The 18,435-nt window shown below is 46.5% G+C and carries 16 protein-coding genes; 11 read left to right on the forward strand and 5 right to left on the reverse strand.

Translation table 11 applies throughout. The annotated features are described in order from the left end of the window. Positions 1 to 221: 221 nt before the first annotated feature. Genes ptsP through E8M12_RS12565 form a run of 4 tightly spaced genes read left to right on the forward strand, consistent with a single transcriptional unit; the run spans position 222 to position 5,039 of the window. A complete protein-coding gene (gene ptsP / locus E8M12_RS12550) occupies positions 222 to 2,483 on the forward strand; it encodes a phosphoenolpyruvate--protein phosphotransferase (protein ID WP_136736494.1) in 2,262 nt (753 codons plus the stop codon). Between the two features lie 52 nt (positions 2,484 to 2,535). Next, on the forward strand, positions 2,536 to 3,327 hold the full coding sequence (locus E8M12_RS12555) for a sulfite exporter TauE/SafE family protein (RefSeq protein ID WP_136736496.1): 792 nt from the start codon (positions 2,536 to 2,538) through the stop codon (positions 3,325 to 3,327). A 12-nt stretch (positions 3,328 to 3,339) separates the two neighbouring features. Continuing rightward, positions 3,340 to 4,191, forward strand: a complete 852-nt coding sequence (gene lgt / locus E8M12_RS12560) for a prolipoprotein diacylglyceryl transferase (protein WP_136736498.1) — start codon at positions 3,340 to 3,342, stop codon at positions 4,189 to 4,191. After that, positions 4,188 to 5,039: a thymidylate synthase gene (locus E8M12_RS12565; protein WP_136736499.1), complete on the forward strand. Its 852-nt coding sequence runs from the start codon at positions 4,188 to 4,190 to the stop codon at positions 5,037 to 5,039. The genes lgt and E8M12_RS12565 overlap by 4 nt, the downstream gene beginning before the upstream one ends. Before the next feature lie 650 nt (positions 5,040 to 5,689). On the opposite strand, the gene rpsT is transcribed toward E8M12_RS12565, so the two are convergent. Continuing rightward, positions 5,690 to 5,950: a 30S ribosomal protein S20 gene (gene rpsT, locus E8M12_RS12570; protein WP_136736501.1), complete on the reverse strand. Its 261-nt coding sequence runs from the start codon at positions 5,948 to 5,950 to the stop codon at positions 5,690 to 5,692. A gap of 987 nt (positions 5,951 to 6,937) precedes the next feature. Between rpsT and murJ the strand changes: the two genes are divergently transcribed. The 7 genes from murJ to E8M12_RS12605 all read left to right on the forward strand — a co-directional run bounded on the left by murJ (position 6,938) and on the right by E8M12_RS12605 (position 15,041). Beyond that, positions 6,938 to 8,518: a murein biosynthesis integral membrane protein MurJ gene (gene murJ / locus E8M12_RS12575; RefSeq protein WP_136736502.1), complete on the forward strand. Its 1,581-nt coding sequence runs from the start codon at positions 6,938 to 6,940 to the stop codon at positions 8,516 to 8,518. Positions 8,519 to 8,627: 109 nt separating this feature from the next. Next, entirely contained in the window at positions 8,628 to 9,575 is a 948-nt protein-coding gene (ribF, locus tag E8M12_RS12580) for a bifunctional riboflavin kinase/FAD synthetase (protein WP_136736503.1), read from the forward strand. A gap of 8 nt (positions 9,576 to 9,583) precedes the next feature. Continuing rightward, entirely contained in the window at positions 9,584 to 12,406 is a 2,823-nt protein-coding gene (ileS, locus tag E8M12_RS12585) for an isoleucine--tRNA ligase (RefSeq protein ID WP_136736505.1), read from the forward strand. A 14-nt stretch (positions 12,407 to 12,420) separates the two neighbouring features. Continuing rightward, positions 12,421 to 12,933, forward strand: a complete 513-nt coding sequence (gene lspA, locus E8M12_RS12590) for a signal peptidase II (protein WP_136736552.1) — start codon at positions 12,421 to 12,423, stop codon at positions 12,931 to 12,933. Positions 12,934 to 12,956: 23 nt separating this feature from the next. Further along, complete coding sequence (gene fkpB, locus E8M12_RS12595; protein WP_136736506.1) at positions 12,957 to 13,391, forward strand: FKBP-type peptidyl-prolyl cis-trans isomerase; 435 nt, start codon at positions 12,957 to 12,959, stop codon at positions 13,389 to 13,391. A 33-nt stretch (positions 13,392 to 13,424) separates the two neighbouring features. Next, on the forward strand, positions 13,425 to 14,354 hold the full coding sequence (ispH, locus tag E8M12_RS12600; RefSeq protein WP_136736508.1) for a 4-hydroxy-3-methylbut-2-enyl diphosphate reductase: 930 nt from the start codon (positions 13,425 to 13,427) through the stop codon (positions 14,352 to 14,354). 123 nt (positions 14,355 to 14,477) lie between these two features. After that, positions 14,478 to 15,041 (forward strand): GspH/FimT family pseudopilin, encoded by a 564-nt coding sequence (locus tag E8M12_RS12605; protein WP_136736553.1) that lies wholly within the window; start codon positions 14,478 to 14,480, stop codon positions 15,039 to 15,041. Between the two features lie 460 nt (positions 15,042 to 15,501). On the opposite strand, the gene E8M12_RS12610 is transcribed toward E8M12_RS12605, so the two are convergent. From E8M12_RS12610 to E8M12_RS12625, 4 genes are read right to left on the reverse strand one after another with little or no spacing between them, the layout of a single operon-like run. Then, the gene (locus tag E8M12_RS12610; RefSeq protein ID WP_136736509.1) at positions 15,502 to 15,987 is read right to left on the reverse strand and encodes a type IV pilin protein; all 486 of its coding nucleotides are present in this window, start codon (positions 15,985 to 15,987) and stop codon (positions 15,502 to 15,504) included. Further along, positions 15,984 to 16,496 (reverse strand): hypothetical protein, encoded by a 513-nt coding sequence (locus E8M12_RS12615; protein ID WP_136736510.1) that lies wholly within the window; start codon positions 16,494 to 16,496, stop codon positions 15,984 to 15,986. Before E8M12_RS12615 ends, E8M12_RS12610 begins: the two co-directional genes overlap by 4 nt. A 13-nt stretch (positions 16,497 to 16,509) precedes the next feature. After that, complete coding sequence (locus E8M12_RS12620) at positions 16,510 to 17,457, reverse strand: PilW family protein (protein WP_136736511.1); 948 nt, start codon at positions 17,455 to 17,457, stop codon at positions 16,510 to 16,512. An 11-nt stretch (positions 17,458 to 17,468) separates the two neighbouring features. Further along, positions 17,469 to 17,999 carry a prepilin-type N-terminal cleavage/methylation domain-containing protein gene (locus E8M12_RS12625; RefSeq protein ID WP_136736512.1) on the reverse strand — a complete coding sequence of 177 codons (531 nt, stop codon included), beginning with the start codon at positions 17,997 to 17,999 and terminating at the stop codon, positions 17,469 to 17,471. Between the last annotated feature and the right edge of the window lie 436 nt (positions 18,000 to 18,435).

Genomic DNA, 18,435 nt, shown 5'->3' on the forward strand with positions numbered 1-18,435 from the left:
GGAGGTGGAAGAACTCCCTGAAACCTGCGAGTCATTAGCAATGACGTTCTGAGACCTGAAACCTAGGTGCTATTGATTAATAAGGAAAAATAGCACCGTTGGAGAAGTTAGTGGAAGAATTTCCTGAAACCTGCGAGTCATTAGCAATGACGTTCTGAGACCAGAAACCTCAGGTACTATTGTTTAATAAGGAAATTAGTACCGTTTAGCGAAGGATTTTTATGTTAACCACACTAAGGCGAATTGTATTAGCATTTGGGCAGGAGCCAGAGCTGGATCTGGCTTTGCAAACCTTAGTGTCTGAAGTAAAGTTAGCCATGGAAACCGAGTGTTGTTCCATTTATCTTGCCAATCAGGAACGGCAGCACTTCCTATTGATGGCGTCCGATGGCCTGGCTAAGGAATCCCTGGGACAAGTTAAAATTGGTTTTAGTGAAGGCTTAGTCGGACTCGTCGGCCAACGTGAAGAACCGATCAATATTGCCGATGCGCATAACCATCCTCGATTTAAACATGCGCCGGAAGTTAAAGAAGAAGCATTTAACGCCTTTTTAGGCACTCCAATTATTCATCAGCGACGGGTTTTAGGGATCATTTCCGTTCAGCAAAAACAATCGCGACAGTTTACCGAAAACGAAGAAGCATTTTTGGTGACACTGGCGGCGCAGCTTGCTTCCACTATCAGTAATGTCGAGTCACGCGGTACTATCTCTGCTCTGCTTAAACGTATCGATAAAACTCATATGAGAGCGATACCCGGTGCCAGCGGTGTGGCGATTGGAAACTGCTTTGTCAGCAGGCCTCTGGCTGATCTGAGCAGTATTACACCCAGTAAACAAGGTTCACCAGCCCAACAAACACGACGCTTACGCCTGGCTATTGCGCGCACATCCAAAGAGCTCATTGAAATGCGGGCTCGCATGGATGGCTCGATTCCAAAAGATACACTGGATATTTTTGATATGTATCAGCAGATGTTATCCAGTGCCAGTATCGGCGATGACATCGAAAAATACATTGTTGGCGGTTGGAGTGCAGAAAGTGCGCTCAAATTGGTGATTGACCGTTATGTGATGCAGTTTGAGGCGGTTGAAGATAACTATATTCGCGAACGTGCCGTTGATATTAAAGATTTAGGTAATCGCGTATTACTGCATTTACAGGATTATCAGCAAAAGCACATCCGCCTGCCAGATGATTTAATTTTAGTCGCTCAGGAAGTTACCGCCTCTTTACTGGCGGAATACCAGCACAAAGGCTTAAAAGGGATTATTTCTCTTTCTGGTTCTATTAATTCTCACGCTGTGATTCTGGCCAGGGCCTTGGGTATACCGGCCATTATGGGCGTTGGTGATGTTCCCCTGAGTCGCTTTGCCGATAAACAGGCGATTATTGATGGTTATTCCGGTGAGATCTTTCTGGCGCCGACGCCCGCCAAAATTAAGCACTACCAAAGACTGATTGAGGAAGAAAGTGAACTTCAGGAAAATGTTCGCAAGGACATTGAGCTTGAACCGGTAACGCTGGATGGTCAGTCGGTTGAGTTATTGATGAATGCTGGCCTGATAGCAGAGTTTGATCGCTCGATGAAACATGGTGCCAGTGGTATCGGCTTATACCGCACCGAAATTGCCTTTATGGAGCGGGGCAGTTTTCCCTCTGAAAAGGAGCAGATGGCCATTTACAAGAATGTCCTTAACTCTTTTAAACAACAACCTGTCGTAATGCGCACTCTGGATATTGGTGGTGACAAAACCCTCGAGTATTTCCCGATTAATGAAGCAAACCCGTTTCTGGGCTGGCGAGGTATTCGCGTAACCTTAGATCATCCTGAGCTTTTTCTGGTGCAGGTGCGTGCGATGGTTCGCGCTAATATTGGTCGCGATAACTTGCAGATTCTGTTACCGATGATCACCTCCTTACCGGAAGTTGATGAAGCATTGCGTCTAATTCACCAGGCATACAGTGAGATCAGGCAAGAACATGGCGAAGCGGTAAAGCGACCTCCGGTTGGTATTATGCTGGAAGTGCCATCGTTAATTTTCCAAATTCCGGAACTGGCGCATCGGGTCGATTTTTTCTCAGTCGGTAGTAATGATTTAACTCAGTATTTACTGGCCGTCGATCGTAATAATGAGAGGGTTTCGTCACTGTACGATGCCTATCACCCCGCAGTTCTCAGGGCATTGAATATCATTGCTGAACAATCAAAAGCTCATAAGGTTTCTTTATCACTGTGCGGTGAACTGGCATCGGAACCTGGCGGGGCTATTTTATTGCTGGCGATGGGCTACGATAAGCTAAGTATGAATGGCTACAACGTCCCTCGTATTAAATGGGTAATTCGTCATATATCTCAAAAACATGCCAGACAGATGCTGGAAACTTGTTTACAATTAGACACTGTTACAGAGGTACGCGGATACCTTAACCAGCAACTGGAACAGCTTGGTTTTGGCGGCTTTATCCGGGCCGGTAAATAATGCGAACCGCAAATCATTCGCCACAATATTCACAGTGTTAGTCAGTGCTTAGATGTTTTTAACCGTCTTTTTAATTTGTATGGCCCTTGGCATGGTAGTCGGCTTTCTCGCGGGATTGCTGGGTATTGGCGGTGGCCTGATTATTGTGCCAGCACTGGTATTTGTCCTGCCCATGTTAAATATCCAGGGCGAAATCGCCTTGCATATCGCTCTGGCAACATCGCTGGCCTCAATCGTGGTGACCTCTTCTACTGCGGCTCTTAATCATTACAAACTGGGTAATATCCCCGTGCCGCTGGCCAAAGTGTTGATGCCATTTGTTGCCGTTGGTGCAGTTCTCGGTGCCGTATTGGCCGATGAAATGTCAACCAAAGCGCTAACCACATTTTTCTCCACTTTTGTTATTCTCCTTGCCTGCTACATGTTATTTTCGATTCGGCAAACCGTGCATCGAAACCTGCCAGGTAAACCAGCATTACGCATCGTTGCGGTGATAACCGGCGTAATTGCCAGCCTGATGGGGATCAGCGGTGGTGCGATTTTAGTGCCATTTCTTACCTATTGTGGAGTAAATATCCTTCGCTCCATTGGCGTTGCCACCGCCTGTGGTATGATTGTTTCCTTATTTGGAACCGTTGCCTATATCTTTGCGGGTATTGGTCACCATAATTTACCTGACTGGAGTGTCGGTTATGTTTACTTACCTGCGGTGTTGGGTATTTCATTAACCTCGACCATTCTCGCCAGATATGGTGTTAAACTGGCGACCCAGTTACCGGTAAAAACAATTAAAAAAGTATTTGCTGCTTTTCTGATAGTGGTAGCAGTAGAAATGATGATTTAACAGGGAATTTTTATGAGTATTGCGGCGATTCAATTTCCGGAAATTGACCCGATAATTTTTAGTATTGGGCCGTTAGCTTTGCGCTGGTATGGCATGATGTATCTGGTGGGCTTTGTGCTGGCGCTAATCATTGCCAATAAAGCAGCTGATCGCAGTCAGGGACTGTGGACCCGGGACCAGGTTGGCGATCTATTATTCTACGGGTTTTTAGGTGTCATTATCGGTGGTCGCGTCGGCTATGTAATCTTTTATCAATGGCAGCACTTTATCTCAGACCCATTATATCTTTTTGAAATTTGGAAAGGCGGGATGTCGTTCCATGGCGGGCTGCTCGGTGTCTTGCTGGCGATTGCCTTTTTCGCTCGCAAGGAGAAGAAAACCTTTTTCCAAGTGGGAGACTTTGTCGCGCCTTTAGTTCCGCTGGGGCTGGGCGCTGGCCGAATCGGCAACTTTATTAACGCCGAATTGTGGGGGCGTGAAACCGATGTGCCTTGGGCGATGGTGTTCCCTAACGATCCCGAACAATTACCGCGCCATCCTTCACAACTGTACGAGTTCTTTTTAGAAGGCGTGGTACTCTTTGCCATTATCTATTTGGTATGTAAGAAGCCGCGTCCAACCGGCCTGGCTTCAGGTCTGTTTTTAGCAGGATATGGTCTGTTCCGCATGTTTATCGAATTTTTCCGGGAGCCCGATGCACACTTAGGCTTCGTGCTTTCATCACTGTCCATGGGGCAAATGTTGTCACTACCAATGGTTATTGCCGGGGTTGGCTTAATTGTCTGGGCATTGACCAAGTCCAGTGTTCCACAGCCCGTGGTTCAGAAAAAATCAACGTCTAAAGCAAAGGGGATGGCAAAATGAGACAGTATTTAGATTTATGTCAACGCATACTCGATGAAGGGGTATGGGTCGATAACAAACGCACCGGTAAACGTTGTCTGACGGTAATCGATGCTGATTTGACCTATGACGTAGCTGCTAATCACTTTCCGCTAATTACCACCCGTAAGAGCTTTTATAAGGCGGCTATCGCCGAGCTGATTGGTTATATTCGCGGTTACGATAACGCCGCAGATTTTCGTGCTCTTGGTACCCGTACCTGGGATGCCAATGCCAATGAAAACAGTGCCTGGCTTAACAATCCGCACCGTAAGGGCGAAGATGATATGGGCCGGGTATATGGGGTGCAGGGCAGATCCTGGCAAAAACCCGATGGTGGTCATGTGGATCAGCTGGCAAAAATCGTTGAAAACCTCAGCAATGGCATTGATGACCGTGGTGAAATTTTAAGTTTCTACAATCCCGGTGAATTCCATATGGGCTGCCTGCGTCCTTGCATGCACACTCACAATTTCTCTCTGTTAGGCGATACCTTGTATCTGACCAGCTTTCAGCGCTCCTGTGACGTGCCACTGGGTTTAAACTTTAACCAGATTCAGGTGTTCACCTTCCTGGCGATTATGGCGCAGATCACCGGTAAGAAGCCGGGCAAGGCGTTCCACAAAATAGTTAATGCGCATATCTATGAAGATCAACTGGAGATGATGCGTGATGTGCAGTTAAAGCGTGACCCGTATCCTGCACCAGAGCTGAAAATCAACCCGGATATTAAATCACTGAAAGACTTGGAAACCTGGGTAACGATGGACGATTTTGAAGTGGTCGGTTATCAGCATCATGATCCGATTCAATACCCGTTTTCGGTATAATCGCTGAGGCGATTAAACCGAAAAACAGGAGGTCTCGGGTTTCAGGTCTCAGGTCTCGGAGGGCTAACGGCCTTAACTTTGAGCTACTAGCACGCTGATAAATCAGCTCTTGGCACACGATTAAAATCGTTCCTGGCATGCAATCGAAGATTGCGCCTAGCAAAAACCAAAGAGCGAGATCCCGGCCTTCGCCGGGATGACCGTTTCAAAGGTTATTCTTTTTCACCGAAAATTGAATCGGAAATATGTTCCAGACATTTCCGACATACCAGCGTCCATACCGGCATCCATGCATTTTCGGCATACCGGTCAGCCATGAGCATAACCCTTAGTCACCTTTCGACCCCCTTTGACACTATAAATAGTTAGTAGCGTTCAGAGTCTTCGTCATTTCCTGCCACGACAGGAAATCTCAGTCAAAATATAAAAAGCGAGATCCCCGCTTCCGCGGGGATTACGTTGAAAACCAGAAAACTGCCCGAAGCAATCTTCGATTGTGTACCCGGAATGAATCTTTGATTCATGTACTCGGAGGAATATATATTCCGTACCCGCAGCGACGATTTTTGTCGCGTACGAAATCTAGCATTTCCTGAATTTTGGTCATAAAAAAACCGGCTATTAAGCCGGTTTTTTCATTCACTTAAAACTTATAATGCTTTGATAGCAGCATTTAAGCGGCTCTTAGCACGAGCAGCTTTGTTTTTGTGAATCAAGCCTTTGCCTGCCATACGGTCCAGGATTGGAGCAGCAACAGCAAACTCTTGAGTTGCAACTTCTTTATTACCTGCTTCAATAGCAGCGATAACTTTTTTCACATAGGTGCGCATCATTGAGCGGCGACTTGCATTGTGTTGGCGACGCTTTTCAGATTGGATAGCGCGCTTCTTAGCAGACTTAGAGTTAGCCAAGGTAAACTCCTAAATATTTAAAATAAGATAGCCATAATTTAAGGCGGTGAAATATGCCTGTTTTTTCCACGGATGTCAAATATTTTGTGTAATCACTCACAAATCATCGCCATCGCCGAAAATCCAAATCGTCGAACAATCCGACAATCTTTTCGAAGCAATCTTTACAGCACCTGTTACTTGCCGGCAATTATAGAGGAAAAGGATAAGGGTATCGAGAGGGTGTTACAAAAGAATCAAGGTTTCCGGTCTCAGGTTTCCGGTTTCGGAGGGCGAACGGCCTTAATCTCAGCTTCGAGCACATTACATTCCTGGCACGCTGGCGAGCCAGCTTCTAGCAACTAGCGATCTGTTATTAGGTTTGCGGGTACATAAAACCCAAAGGTTTTATTCCGGGTACGCCAATGAAAAACATTGGCTCCGGGTACGTAAAATTAAAATTTTACTTCGGGTAAAGGCGCTCCGTTGTTACCGACGTTAGTCTGTCACCCAAAATGCGACAACAAGAGCATTTTTTCCAACAGCGAAGCTTACCTCTTTAACAGTGGCGTTGTGTCAACATCGCCACTTAACCTAATCTTCGTCATTTCCTGCCACGACAGGAAATCTCAGTCAAAATATAAAAAAGCGAGATCCCCGCTTTCGCGGGGATGACTTCTGAGACTTAAGCTCAAGGCGCTTCGTTAACACAGAAAATTGAATCGGAAATATGTTCCAGACATTTCCGACATACCAGCGTCCATGCCGGTATCCATGCATTTTCGACATACCTGTCATCCATGACCATAATCCTTAGACAACTTAAGTCACCCTTGGACACCGCGACGAAGTCATCAGCGATGTTAATCGTCACCGAGAATCTGACAGCGAGAAGATTATCTCCCTCGACGCAGTCTCCCTCCGAAACAGCATTGACACTAGTTCTAGTGTCTCTGCTTAGCCTTGTGTTAGCATTATCCCAATCAATAACAACAGGAGCTTAATCGTTTGAGCAAACGATTATTAAAATCAGGGATCATTGTCAGCGCTATGACTCTGGTATCGCGCGTTTTAGGTTTAGTCCGTGATGTAGTGATTGCCCGCTTTATGGGAACGGATGCCGGCGCTGACGTTTTCTTCTTTGCTAATAAAATTCCCAATTTCCTGCGTCGATTATTTGCCGAAGGGGCATTTGCGCAGGCGTTTGTTCCTGTGCTTAGCGAATATCAGTCGAAAGACGATAATGATCGCCATACCCGAGAGCTAATCGCCAAGGTTAGTGGTACGTTAGGTGTGATACTAACCATCGTCACTTTACTGGGTGTTATCGCATCACCGGTATTGGTAGCGTTATTTGGTTTTGGTTGGTTTTTAGACTGGGTTAATGGTGAGCCGGGCGCGGAAAAATTTGAATTAGCCTCCTTGTTATTGAAAATTACTTTTCCTTATTTGTGGTTTATCAGTCTGACGGCACTGGCCGGTGCTATCTTAAATACTTTAGGCAAATTTGCCGCCGCAGCGTTTACTCCGGTTTTATTAAACGTTGCCATCATCCTTGCGGCCATCATAGGTGCCGATTATTTTGAAGAACCGGCTTTTGCCCTGGCTTGGGGCGTATTCTTTGGTGGTCTGATCCAGTTTTTATTCCAGATTCCGTTTCTGTTACGAGCCAATTCACTGGTGGCCCCGAGTTGGGGCTGGCAGCACCCAGGGGTGAAGAAAATTCGTAAGCTGCTGATCCCTGCCTTATTTGGTGTTTCCGTTACCCAAATTAACTTATTGCTTGATACGTTAATCGCCAGTTTCTTAGTCACCGGTTCAATCAGCTGGCTCTACTATGCCGATCGTTTGCTGGAATTCCCACTTGGGCTATTTGGCATCGGTATTGCCACGGTGATACTGCCTAGCTTATCCCGGCTGCATGCCAAGCAAAACCCGCAGGAATTTTCACAAACCCTGTCCTGGGCATTGCGCATTGTCAGTTTACTCGGCTGGCCGGCCCTTGCCGGGCTGCTGATACTGGCGCAACCCATTATTATGGTGCTGTTTATGCGTGGCGAGTTTTCTCAACAAGATGTCATTCAGGTCTCTATGGCACTCTATGCGTATTTATGCGGTTTAGTGAGCTTTATGTTTATAAAGGTGTTGGCGCCGGGCTTTTATGCCCGCCAGGACACCAAAACCCCGGTAAAAATAGGCATCATTGCGATGATCGCCAATATGGTATTTAACCTGTCTTTGGCACCGTTCCTCGGTTTTGTGGGGCTGGCCTTGGCGACGGCGATGTCCGCTACCTTAAACGCATTTTTGCTGTACCGGGGGTTAAAATCCTTAGGTGTTTACCAACTGGAAAAAGAAACCGTGCTGGTGATTGCTAAAATGATCGGTTCGGCCCTGATCATGACCCTGGTTTTATGGCAATTTACCCCGGCCTTCGATGCCTGGCTCAGTGTCAGTCTTCTGACTCAGGTAAGCTGGCTTAGCGGGCTGATTTTCCTTGGCGCTGGCGTCTACCTAGTTTGTTTATTGCTGACCGGCATGCGCCTGCGCCATTTTATCGTCAACAGTGGCGAAATTACTGCGAATTAGTTGGGCCAATGTGCTGATTATTAAAGCACACTGATATATAATTCGTCGGTTTTTAAAGGTAAAGGCGTGAAACGGGGTAAAACCCAACGTTTAAAGGTGAACGATTTTAATGCAGTTGGTTCGGGGCATTCACAATATTCGCGACCGTCATCACGGTTGCGTGTTGACGATTGGTAATTTTGACGGCGTACATTTAGGTCATCAGCGGGTCATTTCTGCGCTGGTGGTGAAAGCGGCCGAGCTTAATGCGATCCCGGCGGTGATGGTTTTTGAACCACAACCGCAAGAACTGTTTAATCCGCAACATGCGCCGGCCAGGTTGTCGCGATTACGCGATAAATATCATTTGTTAGAACAACTCGGGGTAAAGCGACTCATTTGTGTCAACTTTAACCGCCGTTTCGCAAGTCAGAGTGCCGAAGATTTTATCGAAAATCTGTTGGTAGCCAAACTCGGTATTAAGCATTTGATTATTGGTGATGATTTTCGCTTTGGTAAAAATCGACAGGGCGATTTTGCTATGTTGCAGCGGGCAAGCATGCGCTTTGATTTTTCGGTCACCGATACCGCCAGCTATAAGCTTGCCGATTGTCGAATTTCCAGTACAGCAATCCGTCAGGCCTTGTATCGTGATGATTTGACCGAAGCACAACGCATGTTGGGACGCCCGTATTCCATTATGGGACGCGTGGTACACGGTGATAAGCGTGGCCGAAGCATCGGTTTTCCGACCGCTAATGTGCTATTAAAACGCTGTGTCTCGCCAGTCAAAGGTGTCTATGCGGTGAAAATTTTTGTTGCCGGTGAAATCCATTATGGGGTTGCCAATATTGGTTCAAGACCTACCATTAATGGCGAGCGACAACAGCTGGAAGTCCATATTTTTGATTTCAAACGCGACCTTTACGGTCAGCAGATTGAAGTCGCCCTGTTGCAGAAATTGCGTCAGGAGGTGCGATTTAATTCCGTCGATGAATTAAGTCAGCAAATTAGAAAAGATAGTGAGCAGGCCCGCACCTACGTGCAGGCTCTGGTTAATGCCGAACTAAACGGATAATGAAGTCAATGAGTGATTATAAACATACGTTAAATTTACCTGAAACGGCATTCCCAATGCGTGGTAACTTGCCGCAACGGGAACCGAAAGTATTGAAAGAGTGGGCTGAAAAGGATCTTTACGGAAAGATTCGCGCGGCGAAAAAGGGTAAAAAATCATTCATTTTGCATGACGGTCCTCCGTATGCAAATGGGAATATTCACTTAGGTCATGCGGTTAATAAGATTTTAAAAGATATTATTGTCAAAGCGAAAACCCTGTCTGACTTTAATTCGCCATATGTTCCTGGTTGGGATTGTCATGGTCTGCCGATTGAGTTAGTGGTTGAGAAAAAATTTGGCAAGCCCGGCAAAAAACTTAATTCTGCCGAGTTTCGACAAAAATGTCGTGATTACGCATTGAAACAGGTTGATGGCCAGCGTGAAGACTTCAAACGTCTTGGCGTTTTTGCCGACTGGGACAAGCCGTACCTGACCATGGATTTTGCCACAGAGGCAAATATCATCCGCGCCTTGGCAAAAATCACCGATAATGGTCACCTGCATCAGGGCTTTAAGCCGGTACACTGGTGTACCGACTGTGGTTCGGCGCTGGCGGAAGCGGAAGTCGAATACAAAGATAAAGTATCGCCGGCCATTGATGTGAAGTTTACCGCCAGTGATGATATCGCCGACAAATTCTCGCACCCACAAGGTCATAGCGGCCAGGGGCCGGTAGGCATCGTTATCTGGACCACGACACCGTGGACACTGCCAGCCAACCGTGCCATCTCTGTACATCCTGAATTGCAGTACAGCTTAGTTCAGGTTGAAGGCGATAAAGGCCCACAACGCCTGATCCTGGCGACCGATTTGGTAAAAGATTGTATGGATCGTTTTGGTATTGATAAATACCATGCACTTGGTTTTTGTCAGGGCCGCGACCTGGAAAATATCCATGTCCAGCATCCGTTTTATGACTTTACCGTGCCGATTATTCTTGGTGAGCATGTTACTACCGATTCCGGTACTGGTTGTGTACATACTGCACCAGGACACGGTGTTGATGACTTTAATGTTGGTAAACAATATAGCCTTGAAGTGGCAAACCCTGTTGGTGCTAATGGGGTTTACCTGGCTGATACAGAGCTGTTTGCCAACCAGCACGTGTTTAAAGCCAATGACAATGTTGTCGAAGTGTTAAAAGAGAAAGGCGCATTGGTGCATCATCATGCCTATGAGCACTCTTATCCACATTGCTGGCGCCATAAAACGCCGATCATTTTCCGGGCGACGCCACAATGGTTTATCAGCATGGACCAAAACGGCTTGCGTCAGAAGTCGCTAGAAGAGATTAAGAAAACCGAATGGATCCCGGATTGGGGCCAAAGCCGAATTGAAAGCATGGTTGAAGGACGACCGGACTGGTGTATCTCCCGTCAGCGTACCTGGGGCGTGCCGATTGCATTATTTGTCCACAAAGACACCAATGCGCTACATCCTGACTCGGTTGCTCTGATGGAGCAGGTCGCACAACGCGTTGAAGAGCAGGGCATCCAAGCCTGGTTTGACCTGGAAGCGGAAGAGTTGTTGGGTAGCGAAGCCCAGGATTACATTAAAATTACCGATACCCTGGATGTATGGTTTGATTCTGGTGTTTCTCACTATTCCGTCGTAGAAGCACGCGAAGAATTTGATAAAAAAGCCGATCTCTACCTCGAAGGTAGTGACCAGCACCGTGGCTGGTTTATGTCGTCGATGATGTCATCGGTAGCGATGAATGGTAGTGCGCCATACTCGCAGGTATTAACCCATGGGTTTACCGTTGATGTTAAAGGTCACAAGATGTCCAAATCATTGGGCAATGTGATCACCCCAGCTGAGATCACCAATAAGCTTGGTGCGGATATTCTGCGTTTGTGGGTGGCATCGGTGAATTACACTCAGGAAATCACCGTTTCTGACGAAATTTTTAAACGTCAGGCCGATGCTTATCGTCGTATCCGTAACACCTCTCGCTTCCTGCTAGCGAACATGAGCGGTTTCGATCCTGATCAGCATACGGTTGCTTTTGATGACATGGTGGCGTTGGATCGCTGGGTGGTCGGTAAAGCGGCACAGCTTCAGGATGAGATTATCGAGGCTTATGAGAACTATGAGTTCCATGCGGTTGTGCAAAAGCTGATGAACTTCTGTACCACTGAGTTGGGTGGTTTTTATCTGGATATCATTAAAGACCGTCAGTATACCGCTCAGGAAAACAGTAACGCCCGCCGTTCTTGTCAAACCGCGTTATACCTGATTGCCGAAGCCATGGTTCGTTGGATGGCTCCGATTTTATCTTTTACGGCCCAGGAAATCTGGCAGGAACTGCCAGGTGAACGTGAAGAGTTTGTATTTACCGGTGAATGGTTCACTGGCCTGAAAGCGTTAGCTGAAGATACCGAGTTCAACAATGAATACTGGCAAAGCTTGCTAGCCGTGCGCACCGCGGTGAATAAAGCGTTAGAGCAGGCGCGTCGCGATGAAATCGTGGGTGCGACGTTGCAGGCCGATGTTACCTTGTACGCAGACGCCAAACTAGCCAAGCGTTTGCAGGCTATGGGTGATGAGCTGAGGTTTGTGTTAATTACCTCAAAAGCAACGGTAAATGAAGTAGTTGGCGCGCCGCAAGATGCGCTTGCTACCGATGTCGATGGCTTGTGGTTGAGCATTAAAGCCTCAGACGGTAAGAAGTGTGAGCGTTGCTGGCATTATACCGATGATGTTGGCACCCATGCTGAGCACAATGATTTGTGCGGTCGCTGTATTACTAATGTTGACGGTGACGGTGAAATCCGCCACTTCGCATAATTGAGTTTTTGAGAATAATAATGAGTATTAAAAATTCTGGCTTGAAATGGCTGTGGTTAGCGCTAGTAATGCTGATTGTCGATCAGGTCACCAAGCAATTGGTGGTGGCAGGCATGGACTTGTATCAATCGATTCCAGTCATACCATTTTTTAACCTGACTTATGTCCATAATACCGGTGCAGCGTTCAGCTTTTTAGCTGACGCTGGCGGCTGGCAACGTTGGTTTTTCAGCGCCATTGCCCTGGGCGTCAGTGCTCTGTTAACGGTATGGATGGCAAAAGCAAAACCTAATCAGCGATTGATTTGCATCAGCTATGCGTTGATTATTTCCGGCGCCTTGGGCAATTTGATCGACCGCCTGGCGTTTGGCTATGTCATCGACTTCCTCGATTTCTACATTGGTGATAACCACTGGCCAGCCTTTAATATTGCCGATTCTGCAATTTTTGTTGGTGCCGCTTTGATGATTTTCGAAGCCTTTACCAATGAAGATGATAAATCCGAACGCGCAGAAAGTAAGTCTTAACGATATATACCCTGGAGATAGATATGGCGAGCAGTATGATAGCCAATGATTCTACCGTTTTAATGCACATTACCATGAAGCTGGCCGATGGCTCAGCGGCGGACAGTACTAAGGTCAATAATAAGCCGGCCAAGGTGATCATGGGTGATAACAGTTTATCGCCTGCCTTTGAAGCTGAGTTATTGGGTTTGCAAGCGGGAGAAAGTAAAGAGTTTACCCTGCAGGCAAAAGATGCGTTTGGTGAAGTGAATCCGGATAATATCCATTATCTGGACAGAACCAAATTTAGCAGCGAGACACCAGCCGAAGTCGGTAGTATTATAACTTTCAGCCAGCCAGGCGGAGAATTACCTGGGATTATTCGTGAAGTGAACGACCTGTCGGTAACCGTGGATTTTAATCATCCGTTGGCCGGTCAGGCAATTACATTCGCCGTTGATGTGGTTGAGATCCTGTGATCTCACTGACGTCGATTTAACAGAGGGAGCATAATGGAAATCATATTAGCGAATCCAAGGGGATTTTGTGCTGGCGTAGACCGTGCCATTAGTATTGTTGACCGGGCATTGGACCTGTTTGATGCTCCCATTTACGTGCGCCATGAAGTGGTTCATAACAAATTTGTGGTTAATGGCCTGAAACAACGTGGTGCCATCTTTGTCGATGAACTGGATGAAGTGCCAGATGATAATACCGTGATTTTTTCTGCTCACGGGGTATCGAAAGCGGTGCGTCAGCAGGCGAAAGATCGTGGTTTGAAAGTGTTCGACGCGACCTGTCCTTTGGTGACGAAAGTACATATGGAAGTGACTCGCGCCTCAAGAAAAGATCATGAGTGTATTTTAATTGGCCATGCCGGGCACCCTGAAGTAGAAGGGACCATGGGTCAGTACGAAAGCGAAATCGGTGGTATTTACCTGGTAGAGTCAGTGGCTGATGTGGCTACTCTGGAAGTCAAAAATCCCGATGTGTTGTTTTTCTGCAGCCAGACTACCTTGTCAGTTGATGATACCTCAGAGGTTGTCGATGCGTTGAAAGCAAAATTCCCGAAAATCGAAGGGCCGCGTAAGGATGATATTTGTTACGCGACGCAAAACCGTCAGGACGCGGTACGTTCTATCGCCAGTAAAACGGATTTATTGTTAGTGGTTGGTGCTAAGAACAGTTCGAACTCAAACCGATTACGTGAGCTGGCGGAAAAGATGGGGACTACCTCTTATCTAATTGATGGTGCCGATAATATCGACCCTACCTGGTTAGATGGCATTGAAAAAGTGGGCGTTACTGCCGGTGCTTCCGCGCCTGAGATCTTAGTCTCCAATGTGGTTGCTAAGCTTGAAGAATATGGCGGCAATGTGGTGATTGAAAATCCAGGCCGTGCGGAAACGACCGTATTTGCGGTGCCAGCGGAACTAAGATAGGTCCATCACGACCTCCGGAGATACTCTGCAAAGCCACGCCATATCGCGTGGTTTTGTTTTTTCTGGCGAACTTCATTTTCCTTTCTAACGTTAAAAGACCATACAAACAACGCACAATGAATTATGTTGAAAAGGAAATTGCATGGCGTGACATTGGTCGAGTTATTAGTGGTGATTGCTATTATCCTGATCATGGCGATGTTTGCCTTGCCCGGTGTTAATGATATTTATCTTAAACTGTTATCGAAGACAGAACTGGAACGTTGGCGCGCCAACATTCAGCTTACCCGACAAACGGCGATATCATCTCAGTCGCGCGCTCAACTTTGCCCGAGCATCAACGGCTTAGCCTGCAACGGTAATTGGCATCAGGGCGGCATGGTTTTTGTTGATAAGGACCTCGACGGTCAATGGTCTGCCAATGATAAATTAATTCGCCGGGTTCCAGCCGCCGAAGAATCCTTTACCGTCAGCTGGCGATCGTTTCAGGGCAAAGCATTTTTGCAGTTCAATGCCAATGGCTTTACCCATGCACAAAACGGTACTTTACTCATTTGTTCTAGCAATGGCGCACGTTACCATCGCGCCGTTATTGTCAGCCGCTCGGGTCGGGCTCGCATTTCTCGTGATTATGATGGCGATGGTGTGCATGAGACGAGTCAGGGAAACGCGATTGATTGTGACTAACCGAGCAAGGACTACCGGTTAGTCAGGGCGCTCAGGTTTCAGGTCTCAGGTTTCGGAGGGCGAATGGCCTGAATTGTCGGCTACGAGCACATTACATTCCTAGCACGCTGGCAAGCCAGCTCCTGGCACACGATTAAAAATCGTTCCTGGCATGCAATCGAAGATTGTGCCCAAAGAAAAGCAAGAGTTATGGTGGAAGAGGGAGGTGGAAGACGGGCTTTCTTCCTCCGAAATTAGCTCCATGCATAGGTCACCCATGACCATAACCAGCGAAGCTAGACACTTCCACCTTCCACCCAGTTTTAGTTTCCCGTCATTTCCTGCCACGACAGGAAATCTCAACTAAAAGCTGAAGAGCGAGATCCCCACGTACGTGAGGATGACAATACTGGGGTCAGATCAGCTTTCTGAAGCCTGAAACCTGAGGCCTGAATCCGTGGAAGTAACGGATAACACCTGGTTACTTCCAGCATTCAGGGTTTTCCGTCCCATCCTTGCTATAGGCTTTTCGAACGTTGTATGAATCGAGGGTAAACACAATACAGTCCACATCGTCCGCCTGACCATTGATGGCGGTGGCTTTTATTTGGTAATAATCCAGGCCGTCTGCTGCAATGGTTTTCACTTTCTGCTCAAGGCGATAATTTTTTTTACCAGATGTCGAATCCGGTAAGCTCAAGTTTGCCTGATAACTTCCTGCTCTGGTCAGCCACTCTTGCTGTAAAACAGCTAAACTGAAAAGCTGCTGCCTGGCATCATTGCGCTGACTTGCCAGCCAGGTTTGTCGAAAGTTCGGATAACTGATCGCCAACAAGATAGTGACAATTGCAAGGCAAACCAGCAGTTCAATTAGACTAAAGCCTGAATCCCTCGCCCAAATCGGGCCGATATCGGCAGTAGAGCGAATATTGTCAGTGTTGCCTGGAATTCTGGTACTTAGAGTCATTCGTTACTCGGCGTTGTCTCAATGATTTTCAACAGTTGTTCTTTCGGCGTCACAGATTGCCAATCGAGATTAATCTGTTGCAGGGTAAAGGTATGCATCGATGAGTTGGCGGAAGTCTGAACTTCACCGGTATACACCAGGCGATAGCGCCAGTGTTCGCTGCCGACTACCGAGGCATCTGAAGCACTTTTCCATTCATTCATTGCCTGCGTATCTTTTAGCGCAAATGGGCAGAAGCCCGACGCCGGCACCGTTAAATTCTGTTCATTGGCGATCAAGTCCCAGGCAAAGTTTTTTGCCTGATTAGCAACATGCTGTTGTGCATTGAGCAGGCGAATATGCGAAATCGCCAGATTCCCCTGCTGTTGTGACTGGATTATCTGATTAAACAGTGCGCCACTAACCAGGCTTAAAATCATTAGGAAAATTAATGTGCTGGCGAGGATAAAACCGGCTCCTGTACGGATTTTCAGAGTCGGCGTCGATGATTTAGTGGATTGTACTCTCATCAGTAACCCCTAATTAAAAATGAATCGTAAAATTACTGGTCTCTCGTAAGAAGCGATCATTAAAGCTAAGCTGCGTATTGGCCAGCGAAAACGTGCGGCTGGTAGCTGGACCAGGCAGTTCACACTCACTTCTGGCCACAAGATAAACGTGTATTGCCCGGACTTGCTGCCAGTCACTTACCTGACTGGCATCAACAACTTGTTCGGTTGTATTATCGGAGCTGGATGATACTGAGAACAGCAATTCCAGGCGTTCAACGCCACTGACTAACTCCTCAGTTTTTGGAAGTCCGTCAACCAAATATTTTCGATACAGGGCGGGAATGACTTTACCATTACAACGACGGCTGGTTTTCCCTATATAAAAGGCTTCACTCATTACCGCACGCATTTGAGTCATGGTGCCGGATAACTGATTAATTGCAAATTGCTGATCGCGGCCGGCAAAGACTGTACTTTGATTATTGGTAAAGCGAATAAATGGATGACTGGGGTTTTCGTTCGTCAATAGCTCGTGTAAGAAACGTAAGGTCAATACATCCGACTGCAAAAAACTGCTGGCACTTACGCACTGATAATCGGCTCGTTCGTTGTTCAAGCCAAAGACTGGATGCGCAACCTGGTAAGCCCAACTGGTTTCACCACTAACACATTGCTCTGTCTGAGATTGATTTGCGGTGATACTGCCAGAATATGTTATTAACGGTTGTAATTGCTGCCAGTACTGAGCTTTTTGTATTGGCTCAATGAGTTGGTGACGGGCAAACCTCAGGCTTTCCTGCACTCGAGCCATTTCTTCGGCGTAAATAAACGAGCGATTCAGGGACAGCAAAGAGTTTATGATAAGAGCAATTAAAAATAAGCCGATCGTTAAACTCACCATAACTTCCACTAATGAGGCACCGAGCGCTCTTTGGGGAGAAGAATGGACCCACTTTTGGGGGCGTGTCACTTGCTGCATATCGATAATCTTCAAGGGGTACGCTCCAAAGTCCTGACTAACTGAAAGCAATGATAATCACTTTCTTTGAGTTGAGGACAGTTAAAGTCGGCTCCTATAGCTGGGTTTGGGTGCCAGAAGATTTGTATCAGAGCGTTGTCTGATTGAGATGTAACTTTCACTCTGGCAAAGGGCAGCGACTGTAACTGGTTTTGGATAGTGTATAAATCGTTGCGGGCTATATCTGCGCGAGAACATATAGCCGACTGACAGTCTTTTGCCGCGCTAATCGTCGTTGGAGCAAGCGTTATGTAGTCATTTATTGCCTGATGATTACGATTAATTTTATTCATCAAATCCAGGCCCATGTTTGCCGCTGCTACCTGCTGATTACTCATCTTGCTTTTTTGCGCCAGTAGTAACTGCAGTTTTGCAATGCCGAGGAAAATATAAGAGAACAGAGCTAAAGCGATTAGTAACTCCAGCAGGCTGAATCCTTTACTTGAAAAGCGGCCCTGAACCCTAACCGGACAGTTAACCAGTTGTTGATCACAACGTTGCATTACTAACCTCCCTTATTTTAAACATGGTAGCCATTTACTAACGCCACAACAGCAACTTACCAGCAAAATTTATTAATAATTCAATCAATGAGTTAACCATAGCCAGAAATATTTATGGAAAGGATAAAAATAATCGAATGAGGAGGTCGGGAACCAAATGACTCAGTGAAATAAGGGCTGTAGGGCGCTGCGGTGATAGCGTTTTTACCTTATCGTTTTAAGCTCCGGATACAAACCGCTACACAAAGCTTATGTTAAAGTGAAAATACTGCTTGTTCCTGACTGATTAAGCAGTGACAATTACCGATACAGGGATTGTATTTAGAAAAATAAAAAATAATCGATTTTTTTAGTTGGAATTGGCGAAAGTTGTTGGTAAATTGCTAATTATCATCTTGGTTAATAACATTTTTTTACCCTGAGGTTTTAGTTTGTA

Origin of the sequence: Thalassotalea mangrovi, assembly GCF_005116735.1 — a bacterium.
Classification (GTDB): domain Bacteria; phylum Pseudomonadota; class Gammaproteobacteria; order Enterobacterales; family Alteromonadaceae; genus Thalassotalea_A; species Thalassotalea_A mangrovi.

Excerpts from the sequence above, each read along its gene's own strand:
- ptsP (WP_136736494.1), top strand. The coding sequence starts at position 222 with ATGTTAACCACACTAAGGCGAATTGTATTAGCATTTGGGCAGGAGCCA.
- E8M12_RS12555 (WP_136736496.1), top strand. The coding sequence starts at position 2,536 with ATGTTTTTAACCGTCTTTTTAATTTGTATGGCCCTTGGCATGGTAGTC.
- lgt (WP_136736498.1), top strand. The coding sequence starts at position 3,340 with ATGAGTATTGCGGCGATTCAATTTCCGGAAATTGACCCGATAATTTTT.
- E8M12_RS12565 (WP_136736499.1), top strand. The coding sequence starts at position 4,188 with ATGAGACAGTATTTAGATTTATGTCAACGCATACTCGATGAAGGGGTA.
- ribF (WP_136736503.1), top strand. The coding sequence starts at position 8,628 with ATGCAGTTGGTTCGGGGCATTCACAATATTCGCGACCGTCATCACGGT.
- ileS (WP_136736505.1), top strand. The coding sequence starts at position 9,584 with ATGAGTGATTATAAACATACGTTAAATTTACCTGAAACGGCATTCCCA.
- fkpB (WP_136736506.1), top strand. The coding sequence starts at position 12,957 with ATGGCGAGCAGTATGATAGCCAATGATTCTACCGTTTTAATGCACATT.
- ispH (WP_136736508.1), top strand. The coding sequence starts at position 13,425 with ATGGAAATCATATTAGCGAATCCAAGGGGATTTTGTGCTGGCGTAGAC.
- E8M12_RS12605 (WP_136736553.1), top strand. The coding sequence starts at position 14,478 with ATGTTGAAAAGGAAATTGCATGGCGTGACATTGGTCGAGTTATTAGTG.
- E8M12_RS12610 (WP_136736509.1), bottom strand. The coding sequence starts at position 15,987 with ATGACTCTAAGTACCAGAATTCCAGGCAACACTGACAATATTCGCTCT.
- E8M12_RS12615 (WP_136736510.1), bottom strand. The coding sequence starts at position 16,496 with ATGAGAGTACAATCCACTAAATCATCGACGCCGACTCTGAAAATCCGT.
- E8M12_RS12620 (WP_136736511.1), bottom strand. The coding sequence starts at position 17,457 with ATGCAGCAAGTGACACGCCCCCAAAAGTGGGTCCATTCTTCTCCCCAA.
- E8M12_RS12625 (WP_136736512.1), bottom strand. The coding sequence starts at position 17,999 with ATGCAACGTTGTGATCAACAACTGGTTAACTGTCCGGTTAGGGTTCAG.